Source organism: Streptomyces sp. BR1 (assembly GCF_052373795.1).
Lineage (GTDB): Bacteria > Actinomycetota > Actinomycetes > Streptomycetales > Streptomycetaceae > Streptomyces.
In genome coordinates, this window is sequence record NZ_CM126252.1 from 4507639 (window position 1) to 4532636 (window position 24998).

Consider the following 24998-nt stretch of genomic DNA (forward strand, 5'->3'; position numbering starts at 1 on the left):
TCGTGATCGGTACGGACGGACCCGCCCGGGGGTGGTCGCCCGTCTGGTAGATGTGGACCCTTGTATTGACGAGGCCCACGAGCAGATACGGGACCACGGTGATGAGCGCCCCCACCCCGGCCACCGGCGACGGCACCCCTGTCGCCGGCTTCTACCCCGATCCGTCCATCCCCGGATACGTCCGGTACTGGAACGGCGCCGCCTGGGTGCCCGGAACGAGCCGGCCCGCCCCGGCCGACGGTGAGGCCATGCCCGTGCCGCCGCCCGGCGCGGCCCCGGCGGCACCCGCCCTGGCCTCGGCCCCGCCGACGCCGATGCCCGCGCCCGCCCCGGTTCCGCTGGTCGAGGAGACCGGCCCGGTCTTCCTCGACGAGCCCGAGCCCGAGCCCGTCCCCCCGCACGGGATGCGGCCCGGCCCGGCCCCGGTCTGGCAGGCCGACGCGTCGCACCAGTCGGGGTTCGGGGACGACGCGGCGCGGCGGGTGCTGTGGGGCCAGCCCGACCCCCGGGCGCTTCCGCAGGCACAGCCGCAGCCGGGGCCGACGCCGACGGCGGCTCCGCTTCCGGCTTCGGGGCCGCAGTCGCAGCCGGGCCGGCCGCAGCCCGTGCAGCCGTTGCCGCTCCAGCCGCTTCCGGCTCAGCCCCTGCCCGCGCAGCCCGTCGATCCGCGTGCGGCGGGCGATCCGCGTCGGGCCGAGCCCGATGTGCGCCCGGCGGCCGTGGAGCCCGGCACGGCCCGCGCCGCGCTCCCGTCGCCCCCGGTGACACCGGGCTACCCGGCCGCGCCCCAGCCCGTAGCACCGCAACCCGCACACCACGCGGCCCCGCAGCACACCGCACCCCCGCAGCCCGCCCCCGCCCAGCACGCCGCACCCCAGCCCGCCGCGTCCCCGATGACCACCGGCCCCGGTGGTGGTGCGGCCTCCTGGGCGCAGCAGGTGCATCAGCTGGCGCGGCCCGATGAGCAGCGGGGGGCGGGGGAGCCCGTCGTACCGTGGAAGCCGCCCGTCGAGGACCCGTTCCTGCGGGCCGCCCGGGCCCAGGCCGAGGCCCGGCCCGCAGGGCCCGGGCGGCGGCTGGCCGCGCGGCTCGTCGACACCGCCGTGCTCGGCGTGGCCGTCGCCGCGCTCGCGGTGCCGCTGGGCGTGAAGGCCGCCGACCACATCCAGGAGAAGATCGACGCGGCGAAGCTGTCCGGCGAGACCGTGACCGTCTACCTCCTCGACGGCACCACGGCCGGCTACCTCGGCATCGTGCTCGGCGTGTTCCTGCTCCTCGGTCTGCTCTACGAGGCGCTGCCCACCGCCAAGTGGGGCCGCACACTGGGCAAGCGGCTGCTGCGGCTCCAGGTGCGCGACATCGAGTCGCACGAGCCGCCGGCGTTCGGCGCCGCGCTGCGCCGTTGGCTGGTGTACGGGGTGCTCGGTGTGCTCGCGGTGGGCGTCGTCAACGTCCTGTGGTGCCTGTTCGACCGACCGTGGCGCCAGTGCTGGCACGACAAGGCGGCCCGTACGTTCGTCGCGGGCACCTGACGGGAGCTCCGCGCGGGACACCCGAACGGGCCCCGTACCGTTGCGGCGCCCGACCCCTCGCGGTGCACTGCGGACATGAGCAACGAACCGCCGCCCGGCCAGCCGCCCGAGGACGACCCGTTCCTCAAGAAGCCATCGGAGCCCACTGCGCCCGGCGGCGGCGAAGGCGTGCCCCCCGGCGGCACCCCGCCCGGAGGCGGTACTCCACCTCCGGGCAGCGGCGCCCCTCCCCCCGGCGGCGGCCCGTACGGAAACCCTCCCCCCGGCGGCCCGTACGGCACGCCACCTCCCGGTTCGCCCTATGGCAGCACCCCGCCGCCGTACGACGCGTACGGCGGCGGGAGCCAGTACGGCGCTCCCGACCCCCTCAGCGGGATGCCCCCGCTCGCCGACTTCGGGCGGCGCCTGCTCGCCCGCATCATCGACGCCCTGATCGTCGCGATCCCGCTCGGTCTGCTGGAGTGGGCGACCTCCGGCCGGTACATGTACGAGTCGAAGAGCGGCGACAGCACGTCCGACGTGGTCTCCAAGGCGTACACCGGCAGCGGTCTGGCGTGGACGCTGATCGGGATCGTGGTCTACCTCGGCTACGACACCCTGATGCTGAAGCGGGACGGCCAGACCGTCGGCAAGAAGCTGCTGAACCTGCGGGTCGCGATGCTCAACGACGGCAGCGTGCCGACCACGAGCGCCGGTCTGACGCGCACCGCCGTGCTCTGGGTGCCGGCGCTGCTGTGCTGCCCGTGTCTGTGGCAGATCATCCTCATCATCACGATCCTCACCGACAAGCCCTACAAACAGGGCCTGCACGACAAGGCCGGGAAGACGGTGGTGGTCTCAACAGCCCACTGACGCCGGCCCTTTGGGCCCGCCCGACCTCAGCTTCGTACTGAGTCGGCCGGCACCCGCACCCCCGGCTCGGCGCGCTCACCCACGGCGGCGGCGCGGTTCATACGAACCGTGCGCGCCGCTTTCGGGATGGGCACCGTCACGGCGACCAGGAGCCCGAGCAGCAGCGCCGCGAGCACTATCACGCCCACTCCGACACCCGAGTCGGTCTGGGAGAGCAGAATCATGGCCACGGTCGAGAACACGACGGTGGCCGAACCGTAGGCGAGCTGTGCTGCAGTCGGACGCGGCATGGCGGTATCCGTCCTCGGGGGAAGGCATCGGATGGGGCGGGTCTCTCGACCGGGCAACCGGATCGCACTGTCAAGCGACTCTACGTCGGACCTTGCCCTGACGGAACCGTTGGTAAGCGTGACCTAACCCACGGTGCCGGTGCACAGGGGGCGCACGGAGTCATTCAGCCGGTCCGACTGGTGGGACAGGCGCATCAGTTGTCCGGGTTGGGTAGCACATCGGAAGCGTTCGGATACCGGAACTACCCGTCTGCATAATGTAATTACCCAAGGCAAGTCAAGATCTGTCTTTTCTTTGGCAACTCCGGTCCAATGTCGTCACTTGAGACGCGTGCCGCGCACCGGAGACCTGACCCCTCACCCCCCGGTCCGTGCTTGCGGCCGCGGGGGAGGACATCATCAAGTGACCAGCAACAGACGGGCGGTCAGAGCTGCCGCCGTGCTCGTGGCCATCGCCACGACCGGCGCCATAGGCTCGGCGTTCGCCACCGCCCAGGCCGACTCGAAGGCCCCGGCCGACAGGGCCCCGGTCGCGGTGCAGCGCCAGGACCCCGGCACCAGTGCCGTGAAGCACATCGACAACATGCCGGGCCCGTTCACCAAGCAGCTTGAGCAGCAGCGCCAGTTGGCCCTGGAGAAGGTCATCTCGGGCGAGAAGAAGGTGCAGCAGCGCGGCGCCTCCAAGGTCGTCCAGCTCGACGACAAGAAGTACGTGGAGCTCGGCCGCCAGCGCACCGACAAGATCTTCACGATCCTGGTGGACTTCGGCGACAAGGTCGACAACACCACGATGTACGACCCGGACGGGCCGACCGGCCCCAAGCCCCCGGTCGTCAAGTACGGCGGCACCCCCGGCCCGGCGCACAACACGATCGCCCAGCCGGACCGCACCAAGGACAACTCCACGGCCTGGCAGAAGGACTACAGCCGCCAGCACTTCCAGGACCTGTACTTCGGCACCGGCAAGAACGCCGACGGCACCGAGAAGCACTCGCTGAAGACGTACTACGAGAAGACGTCTTCCGGGCGCTACTCCGTCGACGGCCAGGTCACCGACTGGGTCCGGGTCCCGTGGAACGAGGCCCGCTACGGCTCCAACTACTGCGGCCAGTCCAACTGCTCCAACGTGATGGACCTGGTCCGCGACGGCGTCAACGCCTGGGTCGCCGACCAGAAGGCCAAGGGCCAGACCGCCGAGCAGATCAAGGCGACGCTGTCCCAGTACGACCAGTGGGACCGCAACGACTACAACCACGACGGCAACTTCAACGAGCCCGACGGCTACATCGACCACTTCCAGATCGTCCACGCGGGCGAGGACGAGTCGGCCGGCGGCGGCGCGCAGAAGACCGACGCCCTGTGGGCGCACCGCGGTTACGCGTACGGCACGGACGCGGGCAAGACGGGCCCGGCCAACAACAAGGCCGGCGGCACGGAGATCGGTGACACCGGCATCTGGGTCGGCGACTACACGATGCAGCCGGAGAACGGCGGCCTCGGCGTCTTCGCCCACGAGTACGGCCACGACCTCGGTCTGCCGGACCTCTACGACACCACCAACACCGCCGAGAACTCGGTCGGTTTCTGGTCCCTGATGTCGGCCGGCTCCTGGCTCGGCAGCGGCAAGGACTCGATAGGCGACCTGCCGGGCGACATGACCGCCTGGGACAAGCTCCAGCTCGGCTGGCTCGACTACGCCAAGGCCAAGGCCGCGACGAACTCGACGGTCAAGCTCGGCGTCTCGGAGTACAACACCGACAACAAGCAGGCGCTCGTCGTCGAGCTGCCGCAGAAGCCGGTCACCACGACTGTCGTGAAGCCCGTCGAGGGCACGAAGCAGTGGTGGAGCGGGATGGGCGACAACCTCAACAACACCCTGACCCGCTCGGTCGACCTGACCGGCAAGTCCAAGGCGTCCCTTGACCTTTCGGGCTGGTGGGACATCGAGAAGGACTACGACTTCGCGTACGCGGAGGCCTCCACGGACGGCGGCGCCACCTGGACCGCGCTCGACGGCACCGCCGACGGCCAGCCGATCACCCGTGACGGCAGCGACAAGCCGGCCCTGACCGACGCCTCGGGCACGTACAAGAAGCTCTCGTACCCGCTGGACGCCTACGCGGGCAAGAAGATCGACATCCGCTTCCGCTACCAGACGGACGGCGGCGCGGGCGGCAAGGGCTTCACGGCCGACGCCATCTCCGTGACGGCGGACGGCGCCGCGCTCTTCACCGACGGCGCCGAGGGCGACGACAACGGCTGGACCTCGAAGAACTTCTCCCGCATCGGCGAGTCGTTCACCAAGGACTACCCGCAGTACTACATCGCCGAGAACCGCCAGTACGTGTCGTCCGACACCACGCTGAAGGTCGGCCCGTACAACTTCGGCTTCGCGAAGTCCCGTCCGAGCTGGGTCGAGCACTACGCGTACCAGCCCGGTCTGGTCCTGTGGCTCTGGGACCTCTCCCAGAAGGACAACAACGTCTCGGCCCACCCGGGCCAGGGCCAGATCCTGCCGATCGACGCCCACGCCAAGCCGCTGAAGTGGGCCGACGGCACGCTGATGCGCAACAAGATCACGCCGTTCGACGCGGCCTTCAGCTGGTACCCGACGCAGGCGCTCACCCTGCACAAGGCGGACGTGGCGACCACGGTCCGCTCGCAGCCGGGCGTGCCGATGTTCGACGACCACCGGGGCACCTACTGGTACGCGGAGAACCCCACGGGAAGCGTGAAGGTTCCTGACACCAACACCCGGATCACGATCGTCCAGCAGCCCAAGGACGGCTCGACGATCACCGTGAAGGTTGGTCCGTCGACCAAGTAGTTTTAAAAACCGCAGGTCAAACCATGATCGGCCGTCGCCCTCTAGCGGGCGGCGGCCGATCGTGTTTAGGTGCGTCTTACCAGTCCTTATTGACACGACGTCTCACGGGGGAGCGGTACGCCATGCCTGGCGGAGGTTTCAGCAAGCTGCCGAACGGCAGCGTCATCGTCGCGCTCACCTTGCCCTCTCCGGCCGGAGAAGGCCGCAAGGTGCGCGTGCTCGTCCATGCGGCCAACCGGGCCCGCGCCCTGACCAGGCTGCGGAACCTGGGCCTGCGCGCGGTCTACCTGCGCGGCAACACCGAACCACCGACCCCGGACGAGATCACAGCCGTCCTGCACCACCCGGACGGCCTCCTGTGGCGCACGACCCCCCAGAACGAGGTGGACGAGCTCTGGCACCCGATACGAGCGCTGCTGAGGCCGTAGAGGGGCGCGCAATGCGGTGCTGGGCCACCCGGATCCCCTAGGGGCGCGGGGAACTGCGCGACCAGCCCACGATGGCCCGCAGACAAATGACAGCGCCTCGGCCGCAGGCCGCCGTCAGGACACCGGCTTGCCGGACAGCTCCGCGCCAGCGGCCCGCATCTCCTCGATGGCCCGAGCAGTCGAATCCTCGGCGACCCCGGCCGTCAGGTCGAGCAGGACATGGGTGGCAAAACCCTCATGCACCGCATCCAACACCGTCGCCCGCACGCAGTGATCCGTAGCGATCCCGACCACATCCACCTCGGTCACCGACCGCGCACGGAGCCAGTCCGCCAGCGGCACCCCGTTCTCGTCCCGCCCCTCGAACCCGCTGTACGCCGCCGCGTACGCCCCCTTGTCGAAGACCGCGTCGATCGCCCCGCAGGCGACGGCCGGGGCGAAGTTCGGGTGGAAGCCCACCCCCTCCGTCCCGGCCACGCAGTGCGCGGGCCAGGAGTCGACGTAGTCGGGGTGCGCCGAGAAGTGGCCGCCCGGCGAGACATGGTGATCGCGGGTGGCCACCACATGGCGGTAGACGGACCCGGCCGCCTGGCCGATCAGGTCGGTGACGGCGGCGGCCACGTCGGAGCCACCGGTGACCGCGAGGCTGCCGCCCTCGCAGAAGTCGTTCTGAACATCTACGACGATCAACGCGCGGTGCATGTCGGCTGTCCTTCGGTCAAGGTGGCTGTTCTACGAGCGTAGAGACTCAGCCCCCGGTACGGCAGGGGGCAATTGGGGTGCAAAGGCGGCCCGGATCGGCGGCGTCACGCGTACTCCGTCGGAATCACAGCTTCCCCCCGCGACAGCTGGATCGCGGACATCGGCAGCGCGCCGCGCGCCGCGATGTGCCGCTCGCGGGCGGCGTCCAGCGGCTCCCGGGCCACCACCTCGCCGCCCTTGACCAGCTCGACGAGCAGCTGCCGGTCGGCGAGCTCCGCCGGAACCGGCCCGGTGCCGACGACCTCGGCCTCGGCGACCCCGTCCGCGTCGGCCCGCCGCGCGGCCCACTTGCGGCCGCCGATCGACGTCTTGCCGCCCGTCGACTTCTTCGCCACCGGCACCAGCGGAGCCTTCGGGTCCGCGCTCTGGGCGCGGGCCACCAGCTTGTAGACCATGGAGCAGGTGGGGTGCCCGCTGCCGGTGACGAGCTGGGTGCCGACGCCGTACGCGTCGACGGGCGCGGCCGCGAGCGAGGCGATGGCGTACTCGTCGAGGTCCGAGGTCACCACGATCTTCGTCTTGGTGGCGCCCAGTTCGTCGAGCTGCTGGCGCACCCGGTGGGCGACGAGCAGCAGGTCACCGGAGTCGATCCGGACCGCGCCGAGCTCGGGACCGGTGATGTCGACGGCGGTACGGACCGCCTCGGCCACGTCGTAGGTGTCCACCAGGAGGGTCGTGCCCCGGCCGAGCGAGTCCACCTGGGCCCGGAAGGCGTCCCGCTCGCTGTCGTGGAGCAGGGTGAAGGCGTGCGCACTGGTGCCGACGGTCGGGATGCCGTAACGGAACCCGGCCGCCAGGTCCGAGGTGGTGGTGAAGCCGCCCACGTACGCGGCCCGGGCGGACGCCACCGCCGCCAGCTCATGGGTGCGCCGGGCGCCCATCTCGATCAGCGGGCGCCCGGCCGCCGCGGCCGACATCCGCGAGGCCGCGGCGGCGATCGCCGAGTCGTGGTTGAGGATGGAGAGGATCACGGTCTCCAGGAGCACGCACTCCGCGAACGACCCCTCGACCCGCAGGATCGGCGAGCCCGGGAAGTAGACCTCGCCCTCCGGATAGCCCCAGATGTCGCCGGAGAAGCGGTAGGAGGCGAGCCATTCGAGGGTGGGCTCGTCGACGATGCCGCGCTCGCGCAGGAAGCCGAGCACGGCGGCGTCGAAGCGGAAGTTCTCGACGGCGTCGAGGACCCGCCCGGTGCCCGCGACCACGCCGTAGCGGCGTCCGTCCGGCAGCCGCCGGGTGAAGACCTCGAAGACGGAGCGCCGGTCGGCGGTGCCGCCGCGCAGTGCCGCCTGGAGCATCGTCAGCTCGTACTGGTCCGTGAAGAGGGCGGTCGACGGCACGTCCACCGGCAACCCGAGGTCCGCAGTGTTCATGGCAACGGATGCTACTCCTTTAACGTCAGAGTGACGATTTCCGGGGCCCGTTTGTGCGACTGCGACTTCGTAGTGGCAGCATGGGGTGAGTGAGGCTGTGATTCCCGGGGGACAACCCCCGGACCCCCGGCAAGAAAGACGAAGGCGTCCCGAGACGTGAGTGTTGCCCCGGTCGAGATCGAACGGCCCGAGTCGGCGGAGGAGACCTTCGCCGTCCCCGAACCCGATGTGCCCTGGGTGACGCTCGTCCACAACGACCCGGTCAATCTCATGAGCTACGTGCAGTACGTCTTCCAGTCGTACTTCGGCTATCCCAAGGACAAGGCCCGCAAGCTGATGCTCGACGTGCACCACAAGGGCAGGGCCGTGGTCTCCAGCGGCAGCCGCGAGGAGATGGAACGCGACGTGCAGGCCATGCACGGCTACGGGCTGTGGGCGACGCTCACGCAGGACCGCAACTGATGGCCGGCCTCTTCGAGGCGGTCCCCGGCGGCGGCGCGGCCGTCGCCCTGGACGAGGTCGAGATCGCCATCCTGCGCTCCCTCTCCGTACAGCTCCTGGAACTCATCGGCCCCGGCGACGAGCCGGTCGAGGGCGAGGACCCGCTGGCCGCGCTCTTCGCCGAGGGCCCCAGCGAACCGCCCGCCGACCCGGCGCTCGCCCGGCTCTTCCCGGACGCGTACGACAGCGGCGAGAGCGATGAACTGCGCGAATCCGCCGCCGAGTTCAGACGGTTCACCGAGAACGACCTGCGCGCCCGCAAGCGCGACGACGCTCTCGCGGTCGTCCGTGCCCTCGACTCGCTGACGCCCAAGGGCGACGGCGGCGCGGTCCTCAAGCTCTCCGCCGACGACTCCAAGCGGTGGCTGGGCGCGCTCAACGACCTGCGCCTGACGATCGGCACGCGCCTCGACGTCAGCGACGAGGACGAGGGCGGCGACCTGTACCGGCTGCCGGACGAGGACCCGCGCAAGCCGATGGTCATGGCCTACCTCTGGCTCGGCGGCCTCCAGGAGACGCTCGTCGAGACGCTGATGGCCTGAATGGCCTGAACGGTCACTCGGGGGATGGCCGGTGGCGGCCGTTTTCCTCCTGTTCGCTCAGCGGACGCTCAAATCCGCATAACGATCCGATTACCGCAACGCCATAGTTTGCTTATCGGTACGGCCTTTGTCCGGTTCTTCGTGTGGCGTGCGCCACAACCCCGTCTGTGGATCATCGGTAAAGCCGTGATAAATCTTCACGACCACCCAGGGACGCCACCCATGTCCCCGGGGGCGCTTCGACCGGCTGATCGCCGGTGGCACTCCATCCACATCCGGGGGGATCAGGACCTGATCCGCGGCTTCGACTACCGAAGCGGGCGGGTCAGCATGGAGAAAGGCGCACCACCATGACCTCAGTGCAGGTCGACAAGCAGGACGACCGCTCCGGCAATGAGGCCGTGGGGACCGCCCACGACGCCGCCGAGGGCGAGGGATACCAGCGGGGCCTCGGCGCCCGCCAGATCCAGATGATCGCGATCGGCGGAGCCATCGGCACCGGGCTCTTCCTCGGCGCGGGCAAGGCCATCTCGAAGGCCGGCCCCAGCCTGATCCTGGCCTACGCCATCGCCGGCCTGGTCATCTTCTTCATCATGCGCGCGCTCGGCGAGCTGCTGATGTACCGCCCGGTCTCGGGCTCCTTCTCGGAGTACGCCCGTGAGTTCGTCGGCCCGTTCTGGGGCTATGTCACCGGCTGGACGTACTGGCTCTTCTGGGTCGTCACCGGCATCACCGAGGTCACCGCGGCCGCGCAGTACATGGCCTTCTGGACGCACAACGACGTCCCGCAATGGCTGTACGCGCTGGTCTTCACGCTGATCCTGTACGCCGTGAACCTCATCTCCGTGAAGCTCTTCGGCGAGCTGGAGTTCTGGTTCTCGATGGTCAAGGTCACGGCCATCGTCGGCATGATCCTGATCTGTGCCGGCATCCTCACCGTCGGCTTCTCGGACGCGGCCGACACCGCCACCGTCTCCAACCTCTGGAACGACGGCGGCTTCTTCCCCAAGGGCATCGGCGGCACGCTGATGACCCTGCAGATCGTGATGTTCGCCTTCCTCGCCGTCGAGCTGGTCGGTGTGACCGCGGGCGAGTCCAAGGACCCCGAGAAGACGCTCCCCAAGGCCATCAACACCGTGCCGTGGCGCATCGCCGTCTTCTACATCGGCGCCCTGATCATGATCCTCTCGGTCGTCCCGTGGCACGAGTTCAAGCCGGGGGTGAGCCCCTTCGTCGCGGCCTTCGAGAAGATGGGCCTCGGCGTCGGCGCCGCGATCGTCAACTTCGTCGTCCTGACCGCCGCGCTGTCCTCCTGCAACTCGGGCATGTACTCCACCGGCCGCATGCTGCGCGACCTCGCGCTCAACGGCCAGGGCCCGAAGTTCTTCACCAAGCTCACCAAGAGCGGCACCCCGCTGGTCGGCACCACGGTCTCGGCCGCGCTGATGCTGGTCGGCGTCTGGATCAACTACAAGGCGCCGGGCAAGGCGTTCGACTACGTCGTCTCCTTCGCCACCATCTCCGGCATGTGGGCCTGGATCATGATCCTGGTCTGCCAGATCCGCTACCGCGCCAAGGCCGACCGCGGCGAGCTGCCCCAGTCCACCTTCCGGGCTCCGGGCGCCCCGTACACCAGCTGGTTCGCGCTCATCTTCATCTTCATGGTCATCGTGATGATGGGCATCGACAAGGACTCCCGGGTCTCGCTGTACTGCGCCCCGCTGTGGGGCCTGATCCTGGGCGTCTCGTACCTGGTGCTCAAGGCGCGCAACCCCGACAACAAGGCGTTCGCGAAGCGCTCGTAACCGGTCGCTTCTCAGCATTCGGGCCGTCTCGTACCACTCTTCGGTACGGGGCGGCCCGTCTGTTTATCCTTGCGCTCATGCTGACCCTCACCCAGGCGCTGTACGACCGGATCGTCGGGCACGCCCGCGCCGACCACCCCGACGAGGCGTGCGGTGTGGTCGCCGGCCCGGCCGGCACCGACCGCCCCGAGCGCTTCATCCCGATGCTCAACGCGGCCCGCTCGCCCACGTTCTACGAGTTCGACTCGCAGGACCTGCTGAAGCTCTACCGCGAGATGGACGACCGCGACGAGGAGCCGGTGATCGTCTACCACTCCCACACGGCGACCGAGGCGTACCCGTCCCGTACGGACGTGACGTACGCGAACGAGCCCGGCGCGCACTACGTGCTGGTCTCCACGGCGGACGCGGACGGCGCGGGCGACTTCCAGTTCCGCTCGTACCGGATCGTGGACGGTGTGATCACCGAGGAAGAGGTCAAGGTGGTGACGGCGTACTGACGCCGTCCCGGCGGGGGAGGGGCGGGGTGGTGTCCCGCCCGCATCCTGAGCCGATTCCGTCCGCCAGCTGAGATCACATTCCGGGAAGCGGACCGGGAATCGATACGATGACCGCATGGTTCCCCACGACGTGAGCGAAGAGAAGCCGAGCAGCCCACTGCTCGTGGCGCGCCTGCACGTCGACCTGTGCCGCCTGGCGAGCGCGATGTGTCCGCGCCCGAGCGCCGCCTGAGCGGCAGCCGCACGCGTACCACTCGTACGTCCGTACTTTCGCAGCACCCGCGCCGGTCGCGGGCCCTTGCCCTTCTCCCTCTTTCGATCTCCCGACAGGAGCCCACGTCATGGCCATCGAGGTCCGCATCCCGACCATCCTCCGCACCTACACCGACGGCGCCAAGGCGGTCGAGGGCAGCGGCGCGACCCTCGGCGAGCTCTTCGCCGACCTGGAGACCCGCCACAAGGGCATCCAGGAGCGGATCGTCGACTCCGGCGAGCTGCGCCGGTTCGTGAACGTCTACCTCAACGACGAGGACGTCCGCTTCCTGGCGGGCATCTCCACCGAGCTGTCGGACGGCGACAGCGTGACGATCCTGCCGGCCGTGGCCGGCGGCATGGTCTGAGGCCGAACGCCGTCATGCGCTACGACTCCGCCCTTGCCGCGGTCGGCAACACGCCGCTGGTGCTGCTGCCCAGACTCTCCCCGTCGGAAGACGTCCGCATCTGGGCCAAGCTGGAGGACCGCAACCCGACCGGCTCGGTCAAGGACCGCCCCGCGCTCCACATGATCGAACAGGCCGAGAAGGCGGGCCGGTTGACGCCCGGCTGCACCATCCTGGAGCCGACCAGCGGCAACACGGGCATCTCGCTGGCGATGGCGGCGAAGCTGAAGGGCTACCGCATGGTCTGCGTGATGCCCGAGAACACCTCCCAGGAGCGCCGCGACCTGCTGAAGATGTGGGGCGCGCAGATCATCCCGTCGCCCGCGGCGGGCGGCTCCAACACGGCGGTACGGGTGGCCAAGGAGCTGGCGGCCGAGAACCCGTCGTGGGTGATGCTCTACCAGTACGGCAACCCGGACAACGCGGGTGCGCACTACGCGACGACGGGTCCGGAGATCCTGGCGGACCTCCCCTCGATCACCCACTTCGTGGCGGGTCTGGGGACGACGGGCACGCTGATGGGGGTCGGCCGCTACCTGCGCGAGCACGTCCCCGGCGTCCAGATCGTCGCTGCCGAGCCGCGCTACGACGACCTGGTCTACGGCCTGCGCAACCTGGACGAGGGCTTCGTCCCCGAGCTGTACGACGCGTCGGTCCTGACCAGCCGCTTCTCGGTCGGCTCGGCCGACGCGGTGACCCGCACCCGGGAACTCCTCCGCGAGGAGGGCATCTTCGCGGGCGTCTCCACGGGGGCGGCGCTGCACGCGGCGATCGGCGTCGGCAAGAAGGCGGTCAAGGCGGGCGCCTCGGCCGACATCGCCTTCGTGGTCGCCGACGGCGGCTGGAAGTACCTGTCGACGGGCGTGTACACGGCGGAAACGACGGAAGAAGCGATCGCGACGCTCCAGGGCCAACTCTGGGCGTAGCGGTGCGGGCCGTCTGTGGCTGGTCGCGCAGTTCCCCGCGCCCCTGACTGCCTAGGGGCGCGGGGAGCTGCGCGAGCAACCCAGCACGGTCCGCGGACGAACGAACGGGGGGGCGTAGCCCTCGGGAGACACCCTCAGCCCGCCAAATACCGCACCTGATCCCACACCACCGGATCCACCACCCCCACCCGCCGGCGGAACTCCCACACCGCCACATCCCGCAGCTCATCCGTCTCCAGGAAGCTGGGACGCCCCTGGGCGTCGCCCACAGTCCCCGGCGGCAGCGGAATCACCCCCGCCTGCTCCTCATGGAACTTGCTGGTGATCTTCGCGACCAGCGCGCGGTCACCCCGTACCGACAGGACCAGGCAGGGCCGGTCCTTCGAGCCGGGCCCGTCCTCGTACGGAACGTCCGCCCACCAGATCTCCCCCGGCGCAGGACCCCGCTCACGCCCCCGGCGCGGACCAGGGCGCCCCGGAGGACGCAGGCGCCCCCCGGGCCGGGAAGGCCGCCGCGAACGCCCCCGCCCGTCCACCACGGCGGCCCCCAGCGCGACCACCACGACGGCGAGCACCGCGAGCCACCAAGACGTGTCCATACCGCAGACGTTACCGGCGCCCACCCCACCGCGCGCGCCCCGCCCACACACCGCCCGAACCGGTGACAGCGCAGGTGAGTTCCCCCACAACGGCCCGCCACCGAGGAGCGACCGGCAGCGTGGCGCCTTACGCTCGACGGACCGCACGACCTCCCGCCGCCCTCCTCGTCCCCTTGCCGCTCCCGGAGGTTCACGCTCCATGAAGCTCACCGTCGTCGGCTGCTCCGGGTCGTTCCCGTCCGCGGAATCGGCCTGTTCGAGCTACCTCGTCGAGGCCGACGGCTTCCGGCTGCTCCTCGACATGGGCAACGGCGCCCTGGGCGAGCTGCAGCGCCACATCGGTCTCTACGACCTCGACGCGATCTTCCTCAGCCACCTCCACGCCGACCACTGCATCGACATGTGCGGCTACTTCGTCGCCCGCTACTACCGCCACGAGGGCGGCCGCTGCGCCCCCATGCCGGTGTACGCGCCGGAGGGCGCCGAGCAGCGGCTGACCACGGCGTACGCCGACACGCCCTCCGCCTCCTCCATGAGCGAGGTGTTCGACTTCCACACGCTGAAGTCCGGCTCGTTCGACATCGGCCCGTTCGCGGTCCGTACGGAACGGGTCTGCCACCCCGTCGAGGCGTACGGCATCCGGATCGAGCACGGCGGCGCCTCCCTCACGTACTCCGGCGACACCGGCGTCTGCGAGGCGCTGCACGAGCTCGCCGACGGCACCGACCTCTTCCTCTGCGAGGCGTCCTTCACGCACGGCAAGGAGGACATCCCGGCCCTGCACCTCAACGGCCGCGAGGCCGGCGAACACGCCGCCCGCGGCGGCGTCGGCCGCCTGGTCCTGACCCACATCCCGCCGTGGACGGACGGCGACGTCAACCTGGCGGACGCCCGCGCGGTGTACTCCGGCCCGGTGGAACTGGCGGTTCCGGGAGCGGTGTACGAGGTCTGAGAGCGCGTACGCGAAGAAGGGCCCCCGGAACCGAACGGTTCCGGGGGCCCTTCCGCGTATCACCGACGAGGCTTACGCCTTCGTCAGGTCCTCGACCTCTTCCTCGGGCTCACGGCCCGGGGTGGTGAGGTTGAACTTGATGATCGCGAAGCGGAACACGAAGTAGTAGATCGCCGCGAAGACCAGGCCGATCGGGATGATCATCCATGGCTTGGTCGCCAGGTTCCAGTTCAGGACGTAGTCGATCGCACCGGCGGAGAAGCTGAAGCCGTGGTGCACGCCGAGCGCCCAGGTGACGGCCATCGAGACGGCGGTCAGGATCGCGTGGATCACGTACAGGACCGGCGCGATGAACATGAACGCGAACTCGATCGGCTCGGTGATACCGGTGACGAACGAGGTCAGCGCGAGCGAGATCATCATGCCGCCGACGGCCTTGCGGCGCTCGGGGCGGGCGCAGTGCGTGATCGCCAGGGCGGCGGCCGGCAGCGCGAACATCATGATCGGGAAGAAGCCCGACATGAACTGGCCGGCGGTCGGGTCGCCGTGGAAGAAGCGCGGCAGGTCGCCGTGCCACATGGCACCGCTGGAGTCCTTGAAGTCGCCGATCTCCTGCCAGGCGACCGTGTTCACGAACTGGTGCATACCGATCGGCAGCAGCGCGCGGTTGACGACACCGAAGATGCCCGCGCCGACGGCGCCGAGGCCGGTCATCCACTCGCCGAAGTTGGTGATGACATGGCCGATCGGCTCCCAGACCAGGCCGAACAGCACACCCATCGCGGTGCCGACGAAGGCCATGAGGATCGGGACGAGGCGGCGGCCGTTGAAGAAGCCGAGCCAGTCGACCAGCTTGGTGCGGTGGAACCGCTGCCAGATGACGGCGGCCAGCAGACCCATGATGATGCCGCCGAAGACCTTGGGGTCGTTGTACGTCGCGGCGACGTCGACACCGTTGTTGGCGGTGGTGTTCACGACGGCGTCGGTCACCGGGAACGCGGTGAGCACGTTCTTGTAGACCAGGAAGCCGACCAGGGCCGCGAGCGCGGTGGAGCCGTCGGCCTTCTTGGCGAAGCCGATCGCGATGCCGACGCAGAAGAGCAGCGGCAGGTTGGAGAAGACCGCGTCGCCGGCGGTCGCGAAGACCGTGGCGACCTTGCCCCAGCCGAGGCCGTCCTTGCCGAAGACATCGTCCTGGCCGAGGCGGAGCAGAATGCCCGCGGCCGGCAGTACGGCGATCGGCAGCTGCAGGCTGCGACCGACCTTCTGCAGACCCTGGAACAGGCCGGCACCCCGCTTCTTCGCGGGCGCCGCCGTGGCGGTTGCCGTACTCATCAACTTCCTCCAGTTGGCAAGGCGCCGCCCGGGGGACATGGAAAAGCTCGGGGGGACGGCGGCGTCTCAGGGGGGAACGCGGTTAAGCCCGCGTGGTCTACACCATTGAGTGGTGTAGACCAGTTGTAGCACGGTGAGGGTTAGATAAGGAACCTGCAATTTCTGTGGGGTGGGCCATACATTCCGGCAAGCCGGACAAAGGCCCCGGACCACAGGGTCCAAGGCCTTTGCTGAAGGGCTCTTCGGTTATGCCGCCGTTATTGCGACGCGACGCCGCCGTTATGAAGTGACCTTGCGTATCCGTACGTTCCGCTACCCGTATCCGAACGGCTCACGCCTTCGTGACGTCCCGTTCCATCTCCTCTTCGAGCTCCTCCGGCTCACGGCCGGGCGTCGGGAGATTGAACTTGATGATCGCGAAACGGAAGAGCGCGTAGTAGACGACGGCGAAGCACAGGCCGATCGGAATGATCAGCCAGGGCTTGGTCGCCAGATTCCAGTTGATGACGTAGTCGATGAGACCGGCCGAGAAACTGAAGCCGTCCTTCACGCCGAGCGCCCAGGTCACCGCCATCGATACGCCGGTGAGTACGGCGTGGATCGCGTACAGCAGCGGGGCGATGAAGAGGAACGAGTACTCGATCGGCTCGGTGATACCGGTGACGAGCGAGGTCAGGCCGACCGAGAGCATCAGGCCCGCGACCTGTTTGCGGCGGTGCGGCTTGGCGCAGTGCGCGATGGCGAGCGCGGCGCCCGGCAGCGCGAACATCATGATCGGGAAGAAGCCGGTGGTGAACTGGCCCGCGTTCGGGTCGCCCGCCAGGAACATGCTGATGTCGCCGTGCACCACGGTCCCGTCCGGCTTGGTGTAGCTGCCGAACTGGAACCAGATGGGCACGTTCAGGAACTGGTGCAGACCGATGACGAGCAGCGCGCGGTTGGCGACGCCGAAGATGCCCGAGCCCAGGGCCCCGCGGCCCCGCAGCCAGTCGCTGAAGTGCTCCAGGCCGCTGCCGATCGGCGGCCAGATCCACAGGCAGAGCGCGGCGAAGCCGATCGCGACGAACGACATGATGATCGGGACGAGTCGGCGGCCGTTGAAGAAGCCGAGCCAGTCGACCAGCTTGACCCGGTGGTAGCGCTGCCAGAACCAGGCGGCGAGCAGCCCCATGACGATGCCGCCGAAGACGCCCGGGTTCTGGAACGTGAAGGGCGCCACCGTGCCGTCGTTCGCCTGGCACCCGGCCGCGATCGCCTTCGCCCCGGCGAGGCAGTCCTTGGGGAACTGGTGCAGCACGTTGTAGTAGACGAGGAATCCGGCCACGGCCGCGAGCGCGGTGGAGCCGTCCGCCTTCTTGGCCATGCCGATGGCGACGCCGATGCAGAACAGCAGCGGCAGGCCGATGTTGGCGTCGAGCAGTGCGCCGCCCGCGCCCGCCATGACCTTGGCGACGTCGGTCCAGCCGAGGCCGTCCTTGCCGAACACGTCCGGCTGGCCGAGGCGGTTGAGGATGCCGGCGGCGGGCAGGACGGCGATCGGCAGCTGGAGGCTGCGGCCCATCTTCTGGAGGTTCTGGAACGCGCCGTTCCACCACTTCGGCCGGTCCACTGCCGCGCTGTCCGCGCTCATCGGCGACCCTCCGTCCCGTCCGTCCCGCCGGAACAAGCCAGTTCCGGGATGCGTTGCACACTGGTGTAGACCAGTTGCGGTATCGTCCGGAGCCTGGCCGCACGGGCGCGGTACCGGTGATCGTCATCCTTGGCCAGGGCGCCGGGGCTCGCTCGCGTAACTGGGCCAAACGTGCGTTACGGTGACAAAGCGGAACTGCGGTCGTACGGGCCTCCGGTCGTACCTGCGGTGCGCCGCCACAACGGTCTTTGAAAGAACTGGGAGACAGACATGGCCAGCAAGGCTGAGAAGATCGTCGCCGGGCTCGGCGGTATCGAGAACATCGAAGAGGTCGAGGGCTGCATCACCCGCCTGCGCACCGAGGTCATCGACCCGAGCAAGGTCGACGAGGCCGCCCTGAAGGCCGCGGGCGCGCACGGCGTCGTCAAGATGGGCACCGCGATCCAGGTCGTCATCGGCACCGACGCGGACCCGATCGCGGCGGACATCGAAGACATGATGTGAGCGACGCGTCGCTGTGAGGGGGCCTTCCCGGGACGGGAGGGCCCCTTTTCGCGCGCGCCCCTTGATGGGCCCTCTAGGGCCCTCATTAGGGGCGCGGGGAACTGCGCGAGCAACCCCCACCGGCGCGCGGACGAACGGGTTCCGGGGCGAAGCCCCCGGAACGGGGCATGGGGCGAAGCCCCGAAAGGGGGGCCGGGGGGCACGCCCCCAGGAGCGAGACGCCCACGAGCTACGCTCGGGGCATGTCTCGTATCGACGGCCGCACGCCCGAACAGCTCCGCCCCGTAACCATCGAACGCGGATGGAGCAAGCACGCAGAGGGCTCCGTCCTCATCTCCTTCGGCGACACGAAGGTCTTCTGCACCGCCTCCGTCACGGAGGGCGTCCCCCGCTGGCGCAAGGGCAGCGGCGAGGGCTGGGTCACCGCCGAGTACTCGATGCTGCCGCGCTCCACCAACACCCGCGGCGACCGCGAGTCCGTACGCGGCAAGATCGGCGGCCGTACGCACGAGATCTCCCGCCTCATCGGCCGCTCGCTGCGCGCCGTCATCGACTACAAGGCGCTCGGCGAGAACACCATCGTCCTGGACTGCGACGTCCTCCAGGCCGACGGCGGCACCCGCACCGCCGCGATCACCGGCGCGTACGTCGCGCTCGCCGACGCGGTGGCCTGGGCCCAGGCCAAGAAGCTGGTCAAGGCCAACCGCCAGCCCCTGACCGGCACGGTCAGCGCCGTCTCCGTCGGCATCGTCGACGGCGCCCCGCTCCTCGACCTCTGCTACGAGGAGGACGTGCGCGCCGAGACCGACATGAACGTCGTCTGCACCGGCGACGGCCGCTTCGTCGAGGTCCAGGGCACGGCCGAGGCCGAGCCGTTCGACCGCAAGGAGCTCAACGCGCTGCTCGACCTCGCGACCGGCGGCTGCGCCGACCTCGCGGCGCTCCAGGTCGAGGCACTGGGCCGCACGCTGGGCGAGTAACGGGGGCAACCCGGGACCGCCTCCCCGCGTCCCCACCCATACGGGCGTACGGGCCGAACCCGTACGCCCGTCCGTGCACCCAGGGGAGGACGCACATGCGCCGCAGCATCGCACTGGCCACCGTGGCCGCAGCCCTCACCGTCTCTGTGGCGGGGTGCGGGGCGGTGGACAAGGCGATCGACTGCGTACGTACGGCCGACGCGATCGCGTCCGGCGTCGACGACCTCGGCCGTGCGGTGGCGAACGCGACGGACGACCCGGCCAAGGCGGATCAGGCCCTGGACAACATCGACAAGGACCTGTCGTCGCTGAAGAGCAAGACGGGCAACGCCGACCTCTCCAAGGCGGTCGACAACCTCAACAAGGCGGTCGGCAACGTCCGTTCGGCGATCAAGAACGGCGACAACACGCCGGACATCGGTCCGGTACGGGACGCGGCGAAGGAAGTCGGCAAGGTCTGCACACCGTGACGTGCGGCGCGCCCCCGATACTGGGGGCATGACCCGCCTGATCCTCGCCACCCGTAACGCCGGCAAAATCACCGAGCTCCGCGCGATCCTCGCGGACGCCGGACTGCCCCATGAACTGGTCGGCGCCGACGCCTATCCGGAGATCCCCGACGTCAAGGAAACCGGCGTCACCTTCGCCGAGAACGCGCTCCTGAAGGCCCACGCGCTGGCCCAGGCCACCGGACTCCCGGCCGTCGCCGACGACTCGGGCCTGTGCGTGGACGTATTGAACGGCGCCCCCGGCATCTTCTCCGCCCGCTGGGCCGGCACGCACGGCGACGACAAGGCCAACCTGAACCTGCTCCTGGCCCAGCTCGGCGACATCGCGGACGACCACCGCGCGGCCCACTTCGCCTGCGCGGCGGCCCTGGCGCTCCCGGACGGCACGGAACGAGTAGTCGAGGGCCGCCTCCTGGGCACCCTGCGCCACGAGCCCACCGGCAACAGCGGCTTCGGCTACGACCCGATCCTCCAGCCAGAGGGCGAGACCCGCACCTGCGCCGAGCTGACGGCAGCGGAGAAGAACGCGATCAGCCACCGAGGCAAGGCGTTCCGGGCGCTGGTACCGGTGCTGCGGGAGCTGTTGGGCTGAGGCACAGCACATAAAAACGACCTGCGCATCGATCCTTTGATCCGCAGGCCGATCGCAGTGCGGCGGAAGGGATTCGAACCCTCAAGCCCTTTCACAGGCCACAGATCCTAAGTCTGCTGTGTCAACCGTTGCACCACCGCCGCTGGCCGCATGCCATGTTACCGGGGCAGGCGGCTGCGGTGGATCCGGCGGGTGCTACCTCGGTCTTGAGCGCGCACCTCCGCGGCACCAGCTGCTGGTGATGGCATGGCAGTTGGGACAGAGCAGGCGCAGATTGTGCGGCCGGTTGTCGCATGGGTCGCCGTTGATGTGATCGACCTCAAGAGTCATGGGCATTCCGCGCCACACCGGATCGGTTCCGCATTCCGAGCACACTTCGGGAATACCGATCTCATGCAGCGCCCGGATCACGCCGGTGCGGGCCGCCCGTGAGCTGAATGCAGGACCTCAGAGCCCCAGATCCTTGATGATCTTGGCTACATGGCCCGTCGCCTTCACGTTGTACAGCGCGCGCTCGACCTTGCCCTCCTCGTCCACGATCACCGTGGAGCGGATGACGCCGGTCACGGTCTTGCCGTACAGCTTCTTCTCGCCGTACGCGCCGTACGCCTCCAGGACCTCCTTCGACGGGTCGCCGACGAGGGTGACCTTCAGGGACTCCTTCTCGCGGAACTTCGCCAGCTTCTCCGGCTTGTCGGGGGAGACGCCGATCACGTCGTAGCCGTGGCCGGCCAGGAACGACAGGTTGTCCGTGAAGTCGCACGCCTGCTTGGTGCAGCCGGGCGTGAGGGCCGCCGGGTAGAAGTACACGATGACCTTGCGGCCCTTGTGCGCCGCCAGCGAGACCTCGTTGCCGTCCGCGTCGGGCAGGGTGAAGGCGGGGGCGGTGTCGCCGGGCTGGAGTCGCTCGCTCATGGGGGTCTTCCTCCGGAAGGGCCGAGGTGTGGGGCGTACGCGGACAGAGCCTAATGGGGGCCTGTGACAGTGCATCGGCGGCGGAGCTGACAGACTGTGGACGACGGACAACCCATGACAGCGACGGAGGCGGCGCAGTGTCGGAAGCCAGGACCCCTGCGCAGATCGAGGCGGACATCAGGAGCCGGCGGGATCAGCTCGCGGTGACCCTCGACGAGATCGGTGTGCGGCTGCACCCCGCGACGATCGTCGGGGACGCGAAGGCCAAGGTCGCCTCGGCCGTGGACCGGACCGCGGGCCGGGCCTTCGTCGCCGTGAACAAGACCGTCTCGGACGTGAAGGCCCAGTTCGTGAGTGAGGACGGCGCACCCCGTATGGAACGCGTCCTCCCGGCCGCGCTCCTCGCCGTCGGCCTCGTGGGCCTGCTCGCCATGTCCTCGTCGAAGTCGTCGGCCAAGGCGGCGAAGGCCGCCAAGAAGAAGCGCGGCTGACCCCGCGCGCTCCCTCCCGGGCCCATCTGCGTTCGCCCTTCGGCATACGCCGCGTGCACGGGCAGGTAGGTTCGAGTCCGTGAGCGAGAACACCCACGACAAGCTGCCCATCCGGATGCTCCACGACCGCGTGCTGGTCCGGTCCGACACCCCCGAGGGCGAACGGCGTTCCGGCGGCGGCATCCTGATCCCCGCCACCGCCGCCGTCGGCAAGCGGCTGGCCTGGGCCGAAGTGGTCGCGGTCGGCCAGAACGTCCGGACCGTGGAGCCCGGCGACCGGGTGCTGTACGACCCGGAGGACCGCGCCGAGGTCGAGGTGCGCGGCATCGCCTACGTACTGATGCGCGAGCGCGATCTGCACGCCGTCGCCTCGGAGCGCGTTTCCGAGGATTCGACCGGGCTCTATCTGTAGGCCGGGTTCGTAAAAGGGCTGGTGGTCCTTGTCACCAGCCCTTTTTAGTTGCCCTTTGCTATCTTTGAAAGCACCTAGTAGCACCCCGACGAGACGCGTCGTACCGGGTCAGGACAAGACGACGCACCCCACGCGCGCACGCCCGTACGCGCGTGAACGTCTCTCGGAGGTGCCTGTCATGGCCTGGGTTCTGCTGCTCGTCGCCGGTCTGCTCGAAGTCGGCTGGTCGATCGGGATGAAGTACACCGACGGTTTCACCCGGCTCGGGCCGAGCGTTCTGACCGGCGCCGGGATCGTCGCCTCGATGCTGCTGCTCTCGCAGGCCGCCAAGACCCTGCCCATCGGCACCGCCTACGGCGTGTGGGTCGGCATCGGCGCGGCCGGTGCGGCGGTGCTCGGCATGGTGGTGCTCGGCGAGCCCGCCACCGCCGCCCGGATCTTCTTCGTCTGTCTGCTGCTGGTGGCGGTGGTCGGGCTCAAGGCGACCTCCGGCCACTGATCAGCTCGTACGCGTACGGGGCTGGCGGCGCGGGCGGTCCGCGCCCCCGGCCGTCGTCCCCGTCGTCGTGCCCTGGGCCGCCCCGCCGGTGCCGCCCGTGCCCGCGGTCGTGCCGCCGGTGGTGGTGCCGCCGTCCGTGGTGCCGCCGTTGGTCGGGCCGGTGGTCGTGGTGCCGCCGTCGGTGGTCCCGCCGTTGGTCGTGCCTCCGTTCGTCGTGCCGCCGTTGGTGGTCCCGCCCTGGGTCTGCCCCTGTGTCTGGCCTTGTGTCTGCCCTTGGGTCTGGCCCTGCGTCTGACCTTGCGTTTGTCCCTGGTTCTGGCCTTGGTTCTGGCCTTGGGTCTGGCCCTGGTTCTGCCCCTCGGTCTGGCCCTGGTCCTGACCCTGGTTCTGCCCCTGCGTGTTCTGGTTCGGGTTCGGCGCCTGCGTCTCGACCGGCGGCGGCACCGCCGCGCCGTCCTGGAGCTGGAGGTCGAAGTCCTGCGGCTCGGTGCCCTTGAGGGCGGCCGCGGTGTACTGCGCCCACACCTGCGCGGGCGGCCCGCCGCCGTTCATGCGGTCCTGGCCCAGGGCCCCGTACAGCGGCTTCTGGACGGCCGTGTCGGGGTCCTGGCCCATCACGGCTACGACAGTGGCCAGATCGGGCGTATAGCCCGCGAACCAGGCCGCCTTGTCGTCCTCCGCCGTGCCGGTCTTGCCCGCCGCCGTACGGTTCGCGGCCTGCGCGGCCGTGCCGGTGCCGCCCTCGACGACGCTCTGCAGGATCGAGGTGGTGGTGTCGGCGGACTCGCGGCTGACGGCCTGCTTGCCGTCGTTCGACGGCAGGTCCACCTTCTCGCCGTCCTTGGTGACGGACTCGACCAGCGTGTACGTGCCGTGCTTGCCGTGGTTGGCGAGCGTCGCGTACGCCTCGGTCATGTCCAGGACGGACGCGGTGGCGGTGCCGAGCGCGATGGCCGGGCCGTTCGGCATGTCGGGCGTGTTCGACGGAATGCCGAGGGAGACCGCGGTCTGCCGGACCGTCTTCGGGCCGACGTCCACGGCCATCTGCGCGTACACCGCGTTCACCGACAGGTCGGTGGCGGTGCGGACGGTGATCGGCCCGTACGTCTTGTCGTCCTCGTTGGCGGGGTTGAACGGAGTTCCCGACCAGCCTTGTACGAAGCGCTTGTTGGTGCCGTCGTAGATCGTGTTGGGCGTGATCGTCCGCCCGTCCTGCGTCTTGGAGGCGTTCTCGACGGCTGAGGTGAACACGAACGGCTTGAAGGTCGAACCGACCTGGTAGTCGCGCCGGGTCGCGTTGTTGACGTACTGCTTGGTGTAGTCGATGCCCCCGTACATCGCGAGCACCTTGCCGCTCGCCGGGTCGATGGAGGCGCCGCCGACGCGGACGTTGCGGTCGACCTTGCGGTCGGCGCTGACCTTGGACATCACCTTGTCGTCGACGGCGGCGACGAACGCGTCCTGCTTGGCGCGCTGGAGCGTGGTGGTGATCCGGTAGCCGCCCTTGGCCAGGGTGTTCTCGTCGATGATCTTGTTGTTGGTGAGGTAGTCCTTGACGGCCTCGACCACATAGCCGCGCTGCCCCGCCATCCCGGCCGCGGGCCGCGCCTTGCCCGGCACCGGGAAGGTGGCGGCGGCCCGCTCGGCCGGGCTCATCCAGTCCTTCTTGACCATGCCGTCGAGCACGTAGTTCCAGCGCGCCACGGCCTTGCCCTTGTTCTCGGGGTGCGCGACCACGTCGAACGCGCTGGGGGCGTTGAGCAGCGAGGCCAGATAGGCGCCCTCGGCGGTGGTGACCTTCTCGATGTCCTTGCCGTAGTAGGCCTGGGCGGCGGCCTGGATGCCGTAGGCGTTGCGGCCGAAGTAGCTGGTGTTGAGGTAGCCCTCCAGGATGTCCGCCTTGCTCACCTCGCGGTTGAGCTTGATGGCGATGAAGAACTCCTTCCACTTCCGGCTGATCGTCTGCTCCTGCCCCAGGTAGTAGTTCTTCACATACTGCTGGGTGATGGTCGAGCCGGACTGCTTGCCCTTGCCGGTGAAGGTGTTCCAGGCCGCGCGGACCATGGCCTTGGGGTCGACGGCCCGTTCGGAGTAGAAGTCGCGGTCCTCGGCGGCGAGCACGGTGTGCTGGACGGTGAGCGGGATCTGCGCGAGCTTGACGTTCTCGCGGTTGACCTCGCCGTCGCGCGCGAGCTGGCTGCCGTCCGCGTACAGGAAGACGTTGGACTGGGCGGTCGCGGTGGCGTTGGCGGGCGGGATGTGGACGAGCGTGTAGCCGGCGATGAAGCCGCCGATGAGCAGCAGGGCGATGACCAGGACGGTCCCGAGGACCCAGCGCCAGCTGGGCAGGAACCGCCGCCAGCCGGTGCGCTTCCGCTTGCCGCCCGGCGGGCCGCCGTTCGCCGGGTCGGGGCCGGGTGCCGCGTCCGGCCCGCCGGCCGTCAGGTCCCGAGGGGCCCAGCCGGGCTGTCTCGGCCGGGCCGGCTGCTCGTCGTCGCTCATGTCCCTCTCGCCACTGCGGGTGTCGGAATCGCGTCGTACGCCCATATTGCACGTCCGGCCGGGGAAAAGCCGTCGCGCTGG

General features: G+C 69.5%; 28 protein-coding genes, 1 tRNA gene and 1 riboswitch. Of the genes, 19 read left to right on the forward strand and 10 right to left on the reverse strand.

Going from position 1 to position 24998, the window contains the following annotated elements:
• Positions 1-101: 101 nt before the first annotated feature.
• Together ACT1U9_RS19605 and ACT1U9_RS19610 are read left to right on the forward strand one after the other, a co-directional pair.
• Complete coding sequence (locus ACT1U9_RS19605) at positions 102-1532, forward strand: RDD family protein (RefSeq protein WP_444534006.1); 1431 nt, start codon at positions 102-104, stop codon at positions 1530-1532.
• A 75-nt stretch (positions 1533-1607) separates the two neighbouring features.
• Positions 1608-2384: an RDD family protein gene (locus ACT1U9_RS19610; RefSeq protein ID WP_444534007.1), complete on the forward strand. Its 777-nt coding sequence runs from the start codon at positions 1608-1610 to the stop codon at positions 2382-2384.
• A 26-nt stretch (positions 2385-2410) separates the two neighbouring features.
• On the opposite strand, the gene ACT1U9_RS19615 is transcribed toward ACT1U9_RS19610, so the two are convergent.
• Positions 2411-2674 carry a hypothetical protein gene (locus ACT1U9_RS19615; RefSeq protein WP_188278302.1) on the reverse strand — a complete coding sequence of 88 codons (264 nt, stop codon included), beginning with the start codon at positions 2672-2674 and terminating at the stop codon, positions 2411-2413.
• 403 nt (positions 2675-3077) lie between these two features.
• On the opposite strand from ACT1U9_RS19615, the gene ACT1U9_RS19620 reads away from it, so the two are divergent.
• Positions 3078-5501, forward strand: coding sequence for an immune inhibitor A domain-containing protein (locus ACT1U9_RS19620; protein WP_444534008.1), 2424 nt, complete (start codon positions 3078-3080; stop codon positions 5499-5501).
• Positions 5502-5623: 122 nt separating this feature from the next.
• Positions 5624-5929 carry a hypothetical protein gene (locus tag ACT1U9_RS19625; RefSeq protein WP_444534009.1) on the forward strand — a complete coding sequence of 102 codons (306 nt, stop codon included), beginning with the start codon at positions 5624-5626 and terminating at the stop codon, positions 5927-5929.
• Between the two features lie 114 nt (positions 5930-6043).
• On the opposite strand, the gene ACT1U9_RS19630 is transcribed toward ACT1U9_RS19625, so the two are convergent.
• Both ACT1U9_RS19630 and ACT1U9_RS19635 read right to left on the reverse strand, forming a co-directional pair.
• Entirely contained in the window at positions 6044-6631 is a 588-nt protein-coding gene (locus ACT1U9_RS19630) for an isochorismatase family protein (RefSeq protein WP_444534010.1), read from the reverse strand.
• A gap of 104 nt (positions 6632-6735) precedes the next feature.
• Positions 6736-8064, reverse strand: coding sequence for a nicotinate phosphoribosyltransferase (locus ACT1U9_RS19635; RefSeq protein ID WP_444534011.1), 1329 nt, complete (start codon positions 8062-8064; stop codon positions 6736-6738).
• 156 nt (positions 8065-8220) lie between these two features.
• On the opposite strand from ACT1U9_RS19635, the gene clpS reads away from it, so the two are divergent.
• The 7 genes from clpS (at position 8221) to ACT1U9_RS19670 (ending at position 12997) form a co-directional block, all read left to right on the forward strand.
• Entirely contained in the window at positions 8221-8526 is a 306-nt protein-coding gene (gene clpS, locus ACT1U9_RS19640; RefSeq protein ID WP_188278297.1) for an ATP-dependent Clp protease adapter ClpS, read from the forward strand.
• Positions 8526-9107: a DUF2017 domain-containing protein gene (locus tag ACT1U9_RS19645; protein WP_444534012.1), complete on the forward strand. Its 582-nt coding sequence runs from the start codon at positions 8526-8528 to the stop codon at positions 9105-9107. The genes clpS and ACT1U9_RS19645 overlap by 1 nt, the downstream gene beginning before the upstream one ends.
• Positions 9108-9457: 350 nt before the next feature.
• Complete coding sequence (locus tag ACT1U9_RS19650) at positions 9458-10912, forward strand: amino acid permease (protein ID WP_188278295.1); 1455 nt, start codon at positions 9458-9460, stop codon at positions 10910-10912.
• Positions 10913-10989: 77 nt separating this feature from the next.
• Complete coding sequence (locus ACT1U9_RS19655; protein WP_444534013.1) at positions 10990-11412, forward strand: Mov34/MPN/PAD-1 family protein; 423 nt, start codon at positions 10990-10992, stop codon at positions 11410-11412.
• A 115-nt stretch (positions 11413-11527) separates the two neighbouring features.
• Complete coding sequence (locus ACT1U9_RS19660) at positions 11528-11644, forward strand: putative leader peptide (RefSeq protein ID WP_317453872.1); 117 nt, start codon at positions 11528-11530, stop codon at positions 11642-11644.
• A 109-nt stretch (positions 11645-11753) separates the two neighbouring features.
• Positions 11754-12032, forward strand: coding sequence for a MoaD/ThiS family protein (locus tag ACT1U9_RS19665; protein WP_444534014.1), 279 nt, complete (start codon positions 11754-11756; stop codon positions 12030-12032).
• Positions 12033-12046: 14 nt separating this feature from the next.
• Positions 12047-12997 (forward strand): PLP-dependent cysteine synthase family protein, encoded by a 951-nt coding sequence (locus ACT1U9_RS19670; RefSeq protein WP_444534015.1) that lies wholly within the window; start codon positions 12047-12049, stop codon positions 12995-12997.
• Between the two features lie 134 nt (positions 12998-13131).
• Here the strand turns inward: ACT1U9_RS19670 and ACT1U9_RS19675 are convergent, their stop codons facing one another.
• Positions 13132-13596, reverse strand: coding sequence for a type II toxin-antitoxin system PemK/MazF family toxin (locus tag ACT1U9_RS19675; protein ID WP_444534016.1), 465 nt, complete (start codon positions 13594-13596; stop codon positions 13132-13134).
• A 199-nt stretch (positions 13597-13795) separates the two neighbouring features.
• Here ACT1U9_RS19675 and ACT1U9_RS19680 point away from each other — a divergent pair, with 199 nt between their 5' ends.
• The gene (locus ACT1U9_RS19680) at positions 13796-14548 is read left to right on the forward strand and encodes an MBL fold metallo-hydrolase (protein WP_444534017.1); all 753 of its coding nucleotides are present in this window, start codon (positions 13796-13798) and stop codon (positions 14546-14548) included.
• 72 nt (positions 14549-14620) lie between these two features.
• Here the strand turns inward: ACT1U9_RS19680 and ACT1U9_RS19685 are convergent, their stop codons facing one another.
• Both ACT1U9_RS19685 and ACT1U9_RS19690 read right to left on the reverse strand, forming a co-directional pair.
• Positions 14621-15883, reverse strand: coding sequence for a PTS transporter subunit EIIC (locus tag ACT1U9_RS19685; RefSeq protein ID WP_444534018.1), 1263 nt, complete (start codon positions 15881-15883; stop codon positions 14621-14623).
• 331 nt (positions 15884-16214) lie between these two features.
• Entirely contained in the window at positions 16215-17513 is a 1299-nt protein-coding gene (locus ACT1U9_RS19690) for a PTS transporter subunit EIIC (protein ID WP_444534019.1), read from the reverse strand.
• Positions 17514-17783: 270 nt separating this feature from the next.
• On the opposite strand from ACT1U9_RS19690, the gene ACT1U9_RS19695 reads away from it, so the two are divergent.
• The 4 genes from ACT1U9_RS19695 (at position 17784) to rdgB (ending at position 20098) form a co-directional block, all read left to right on the forward strand.
• Entirely contained in the window at positions 17784-18017 is a 234-nt protein-coding gene (locus ACT1U9_RS19695) for a glucose PTS transporter subunit EIIB (RefSeq protein ID WP_018517946.1), read from the forward strand.
• Between the two features lie 242 nt (positions 18018-18259).
• Complete coding sequence (gene rph / locus ACT1U9_RS19700; protein ID WP_188278287.1) at positions 18260-18997, forward strand: ribonuclease PH; 738 nt, start codon at positions 18260-18262, stop codon at positions 18995-18997.
• A 95-nt stretch (positions 18998-19092) separates the two neighbouring features.
• On the forward strand, positions 19093-19467 hold the full coding sequence (locus tag ACT1U9_RS19705) for a hypothetical protein (RefSeq protein WP_444534020.1): 375 nt from the start codon (positions 19093-19095) through the stop codon (positions 19465-19467).
• Between the two features lie 28 nt (positions 19468-19495).
• The gene (gene rdgB, locus ACT1U9_RS19710) at positions 19496-20098 is read left to right on the forward strand and encodes an RdgB/HAM1 family non-canonical purine NTP pyrophosphatase (protein ID WP_444534021.1); all 603 of its coding nucleotides are present in this window, start codon (positions 19496-19498) and stop codon (positions 20096-20098) included.
• Between the two features lie 58 nt (positions 20099-20156).
• On the opposite strand, the gene ACT1U9_RS19715 is transcribed toward rdgB, so the two are convergent.
• The 3 genes from ACT1U9_RS19715 to bcp all read right to left on the reverse strand — a co-directional run bounded on the left by ACT1U9_RS19715 (position 20157) and on the right by bcp (position 21013).
• A tRNA-Leu gene (locus ACT1U9_RS19715) sits at positions 20157-20241 on the reverse strand.
• Positions 20242-20293: 52 nt separating this feature from the next.
• The gene (locus ACT1U9_RS19720) at positions 20294-20434 is read right to left on the reverse strand and encodes an HNH endonuclease (protein WP_444539188.1); all 141 of its coding nucleotides are present in this window, start codon (positions 20432-20434) and stop codon (positions 20294-20296) included.
• Positions 20435-20545: 111 nt separating this feature from the next.
• Positions 20546-21013, reverse strand: coding sequence for a thioredoxin-dependent thiol peroxidase (gene bcp, locus ACT1U9_RS19725; protein WP_444534022.1), 468 nt, complete (start codon positions 21011-21013; stop codon positions 20546-20548).
• A 137-nt stretch (positions 21014-21150) separates the two neighbouring features.
• Between bcp and ACT1U9_RS19730 the strand changes: the two genes are divergently transcribed.
• From ACT1U9_RS19730 to ACT1U9_RS19740, 3 genes are all read left to right on the forward strand, one after another.
• Positions 21151-21504 carry a DUF3618 domain-containing protein gene (locus ACT1U9_RS19730; protein WP_444534023.1) on the forward strand — a complete coding sequence of 118 codons (354 nt, stop codon included), beginning with the start codon at positions 21151-21153 and terminating at the stop codon, positions 21502-21504.
• A 79-nt stretch (positions 21505-21583) separates the two neighbouring features.
• Entirely contained in the window at positions 21584-21916 is a 333-nt protein-coding gene (locus ACT1U9_RS19735; protein ID WP_067159470.1) for a GroES family chaperonin, read from the forward strand.
• A gap of 65 nt (positions 21917-21981) precedes the next feature.
• Positions 21982-22044: riboswitch (guanidine-III (ykkC-III) riboswitch) on the forward strand.
• A gap of 50 nt (positions 22045-22094) precedes the next feature.
• Positions 22095-22415 (forward strand): DMT family transporter, encoded by a 321-nt coding sequence (locus tag ACT1U9_RS19740; protein ID WP_188278280.1) that lies wholly within the window; start codon positions 22095-22097, stop codon positions 22413-22415.
• On the opposite strand, the gene ACT1U9_RS19745 is transcribed toward ACT1U9_RS19740, so the two are convergent.
• Positions 22416-24917, reverse strand: a complete 2502-nt coding sequence (locus ACT1U9_RS19745) for a transglycosylase domain-containing protein (protein WP_444534024.1) — start codon at positions 24915-24917, stop codon at positions 22416-22418. It lies immediately after the preceding gene.
• Positions 24918-24998 lie beyond the last annotated feature (81 nt).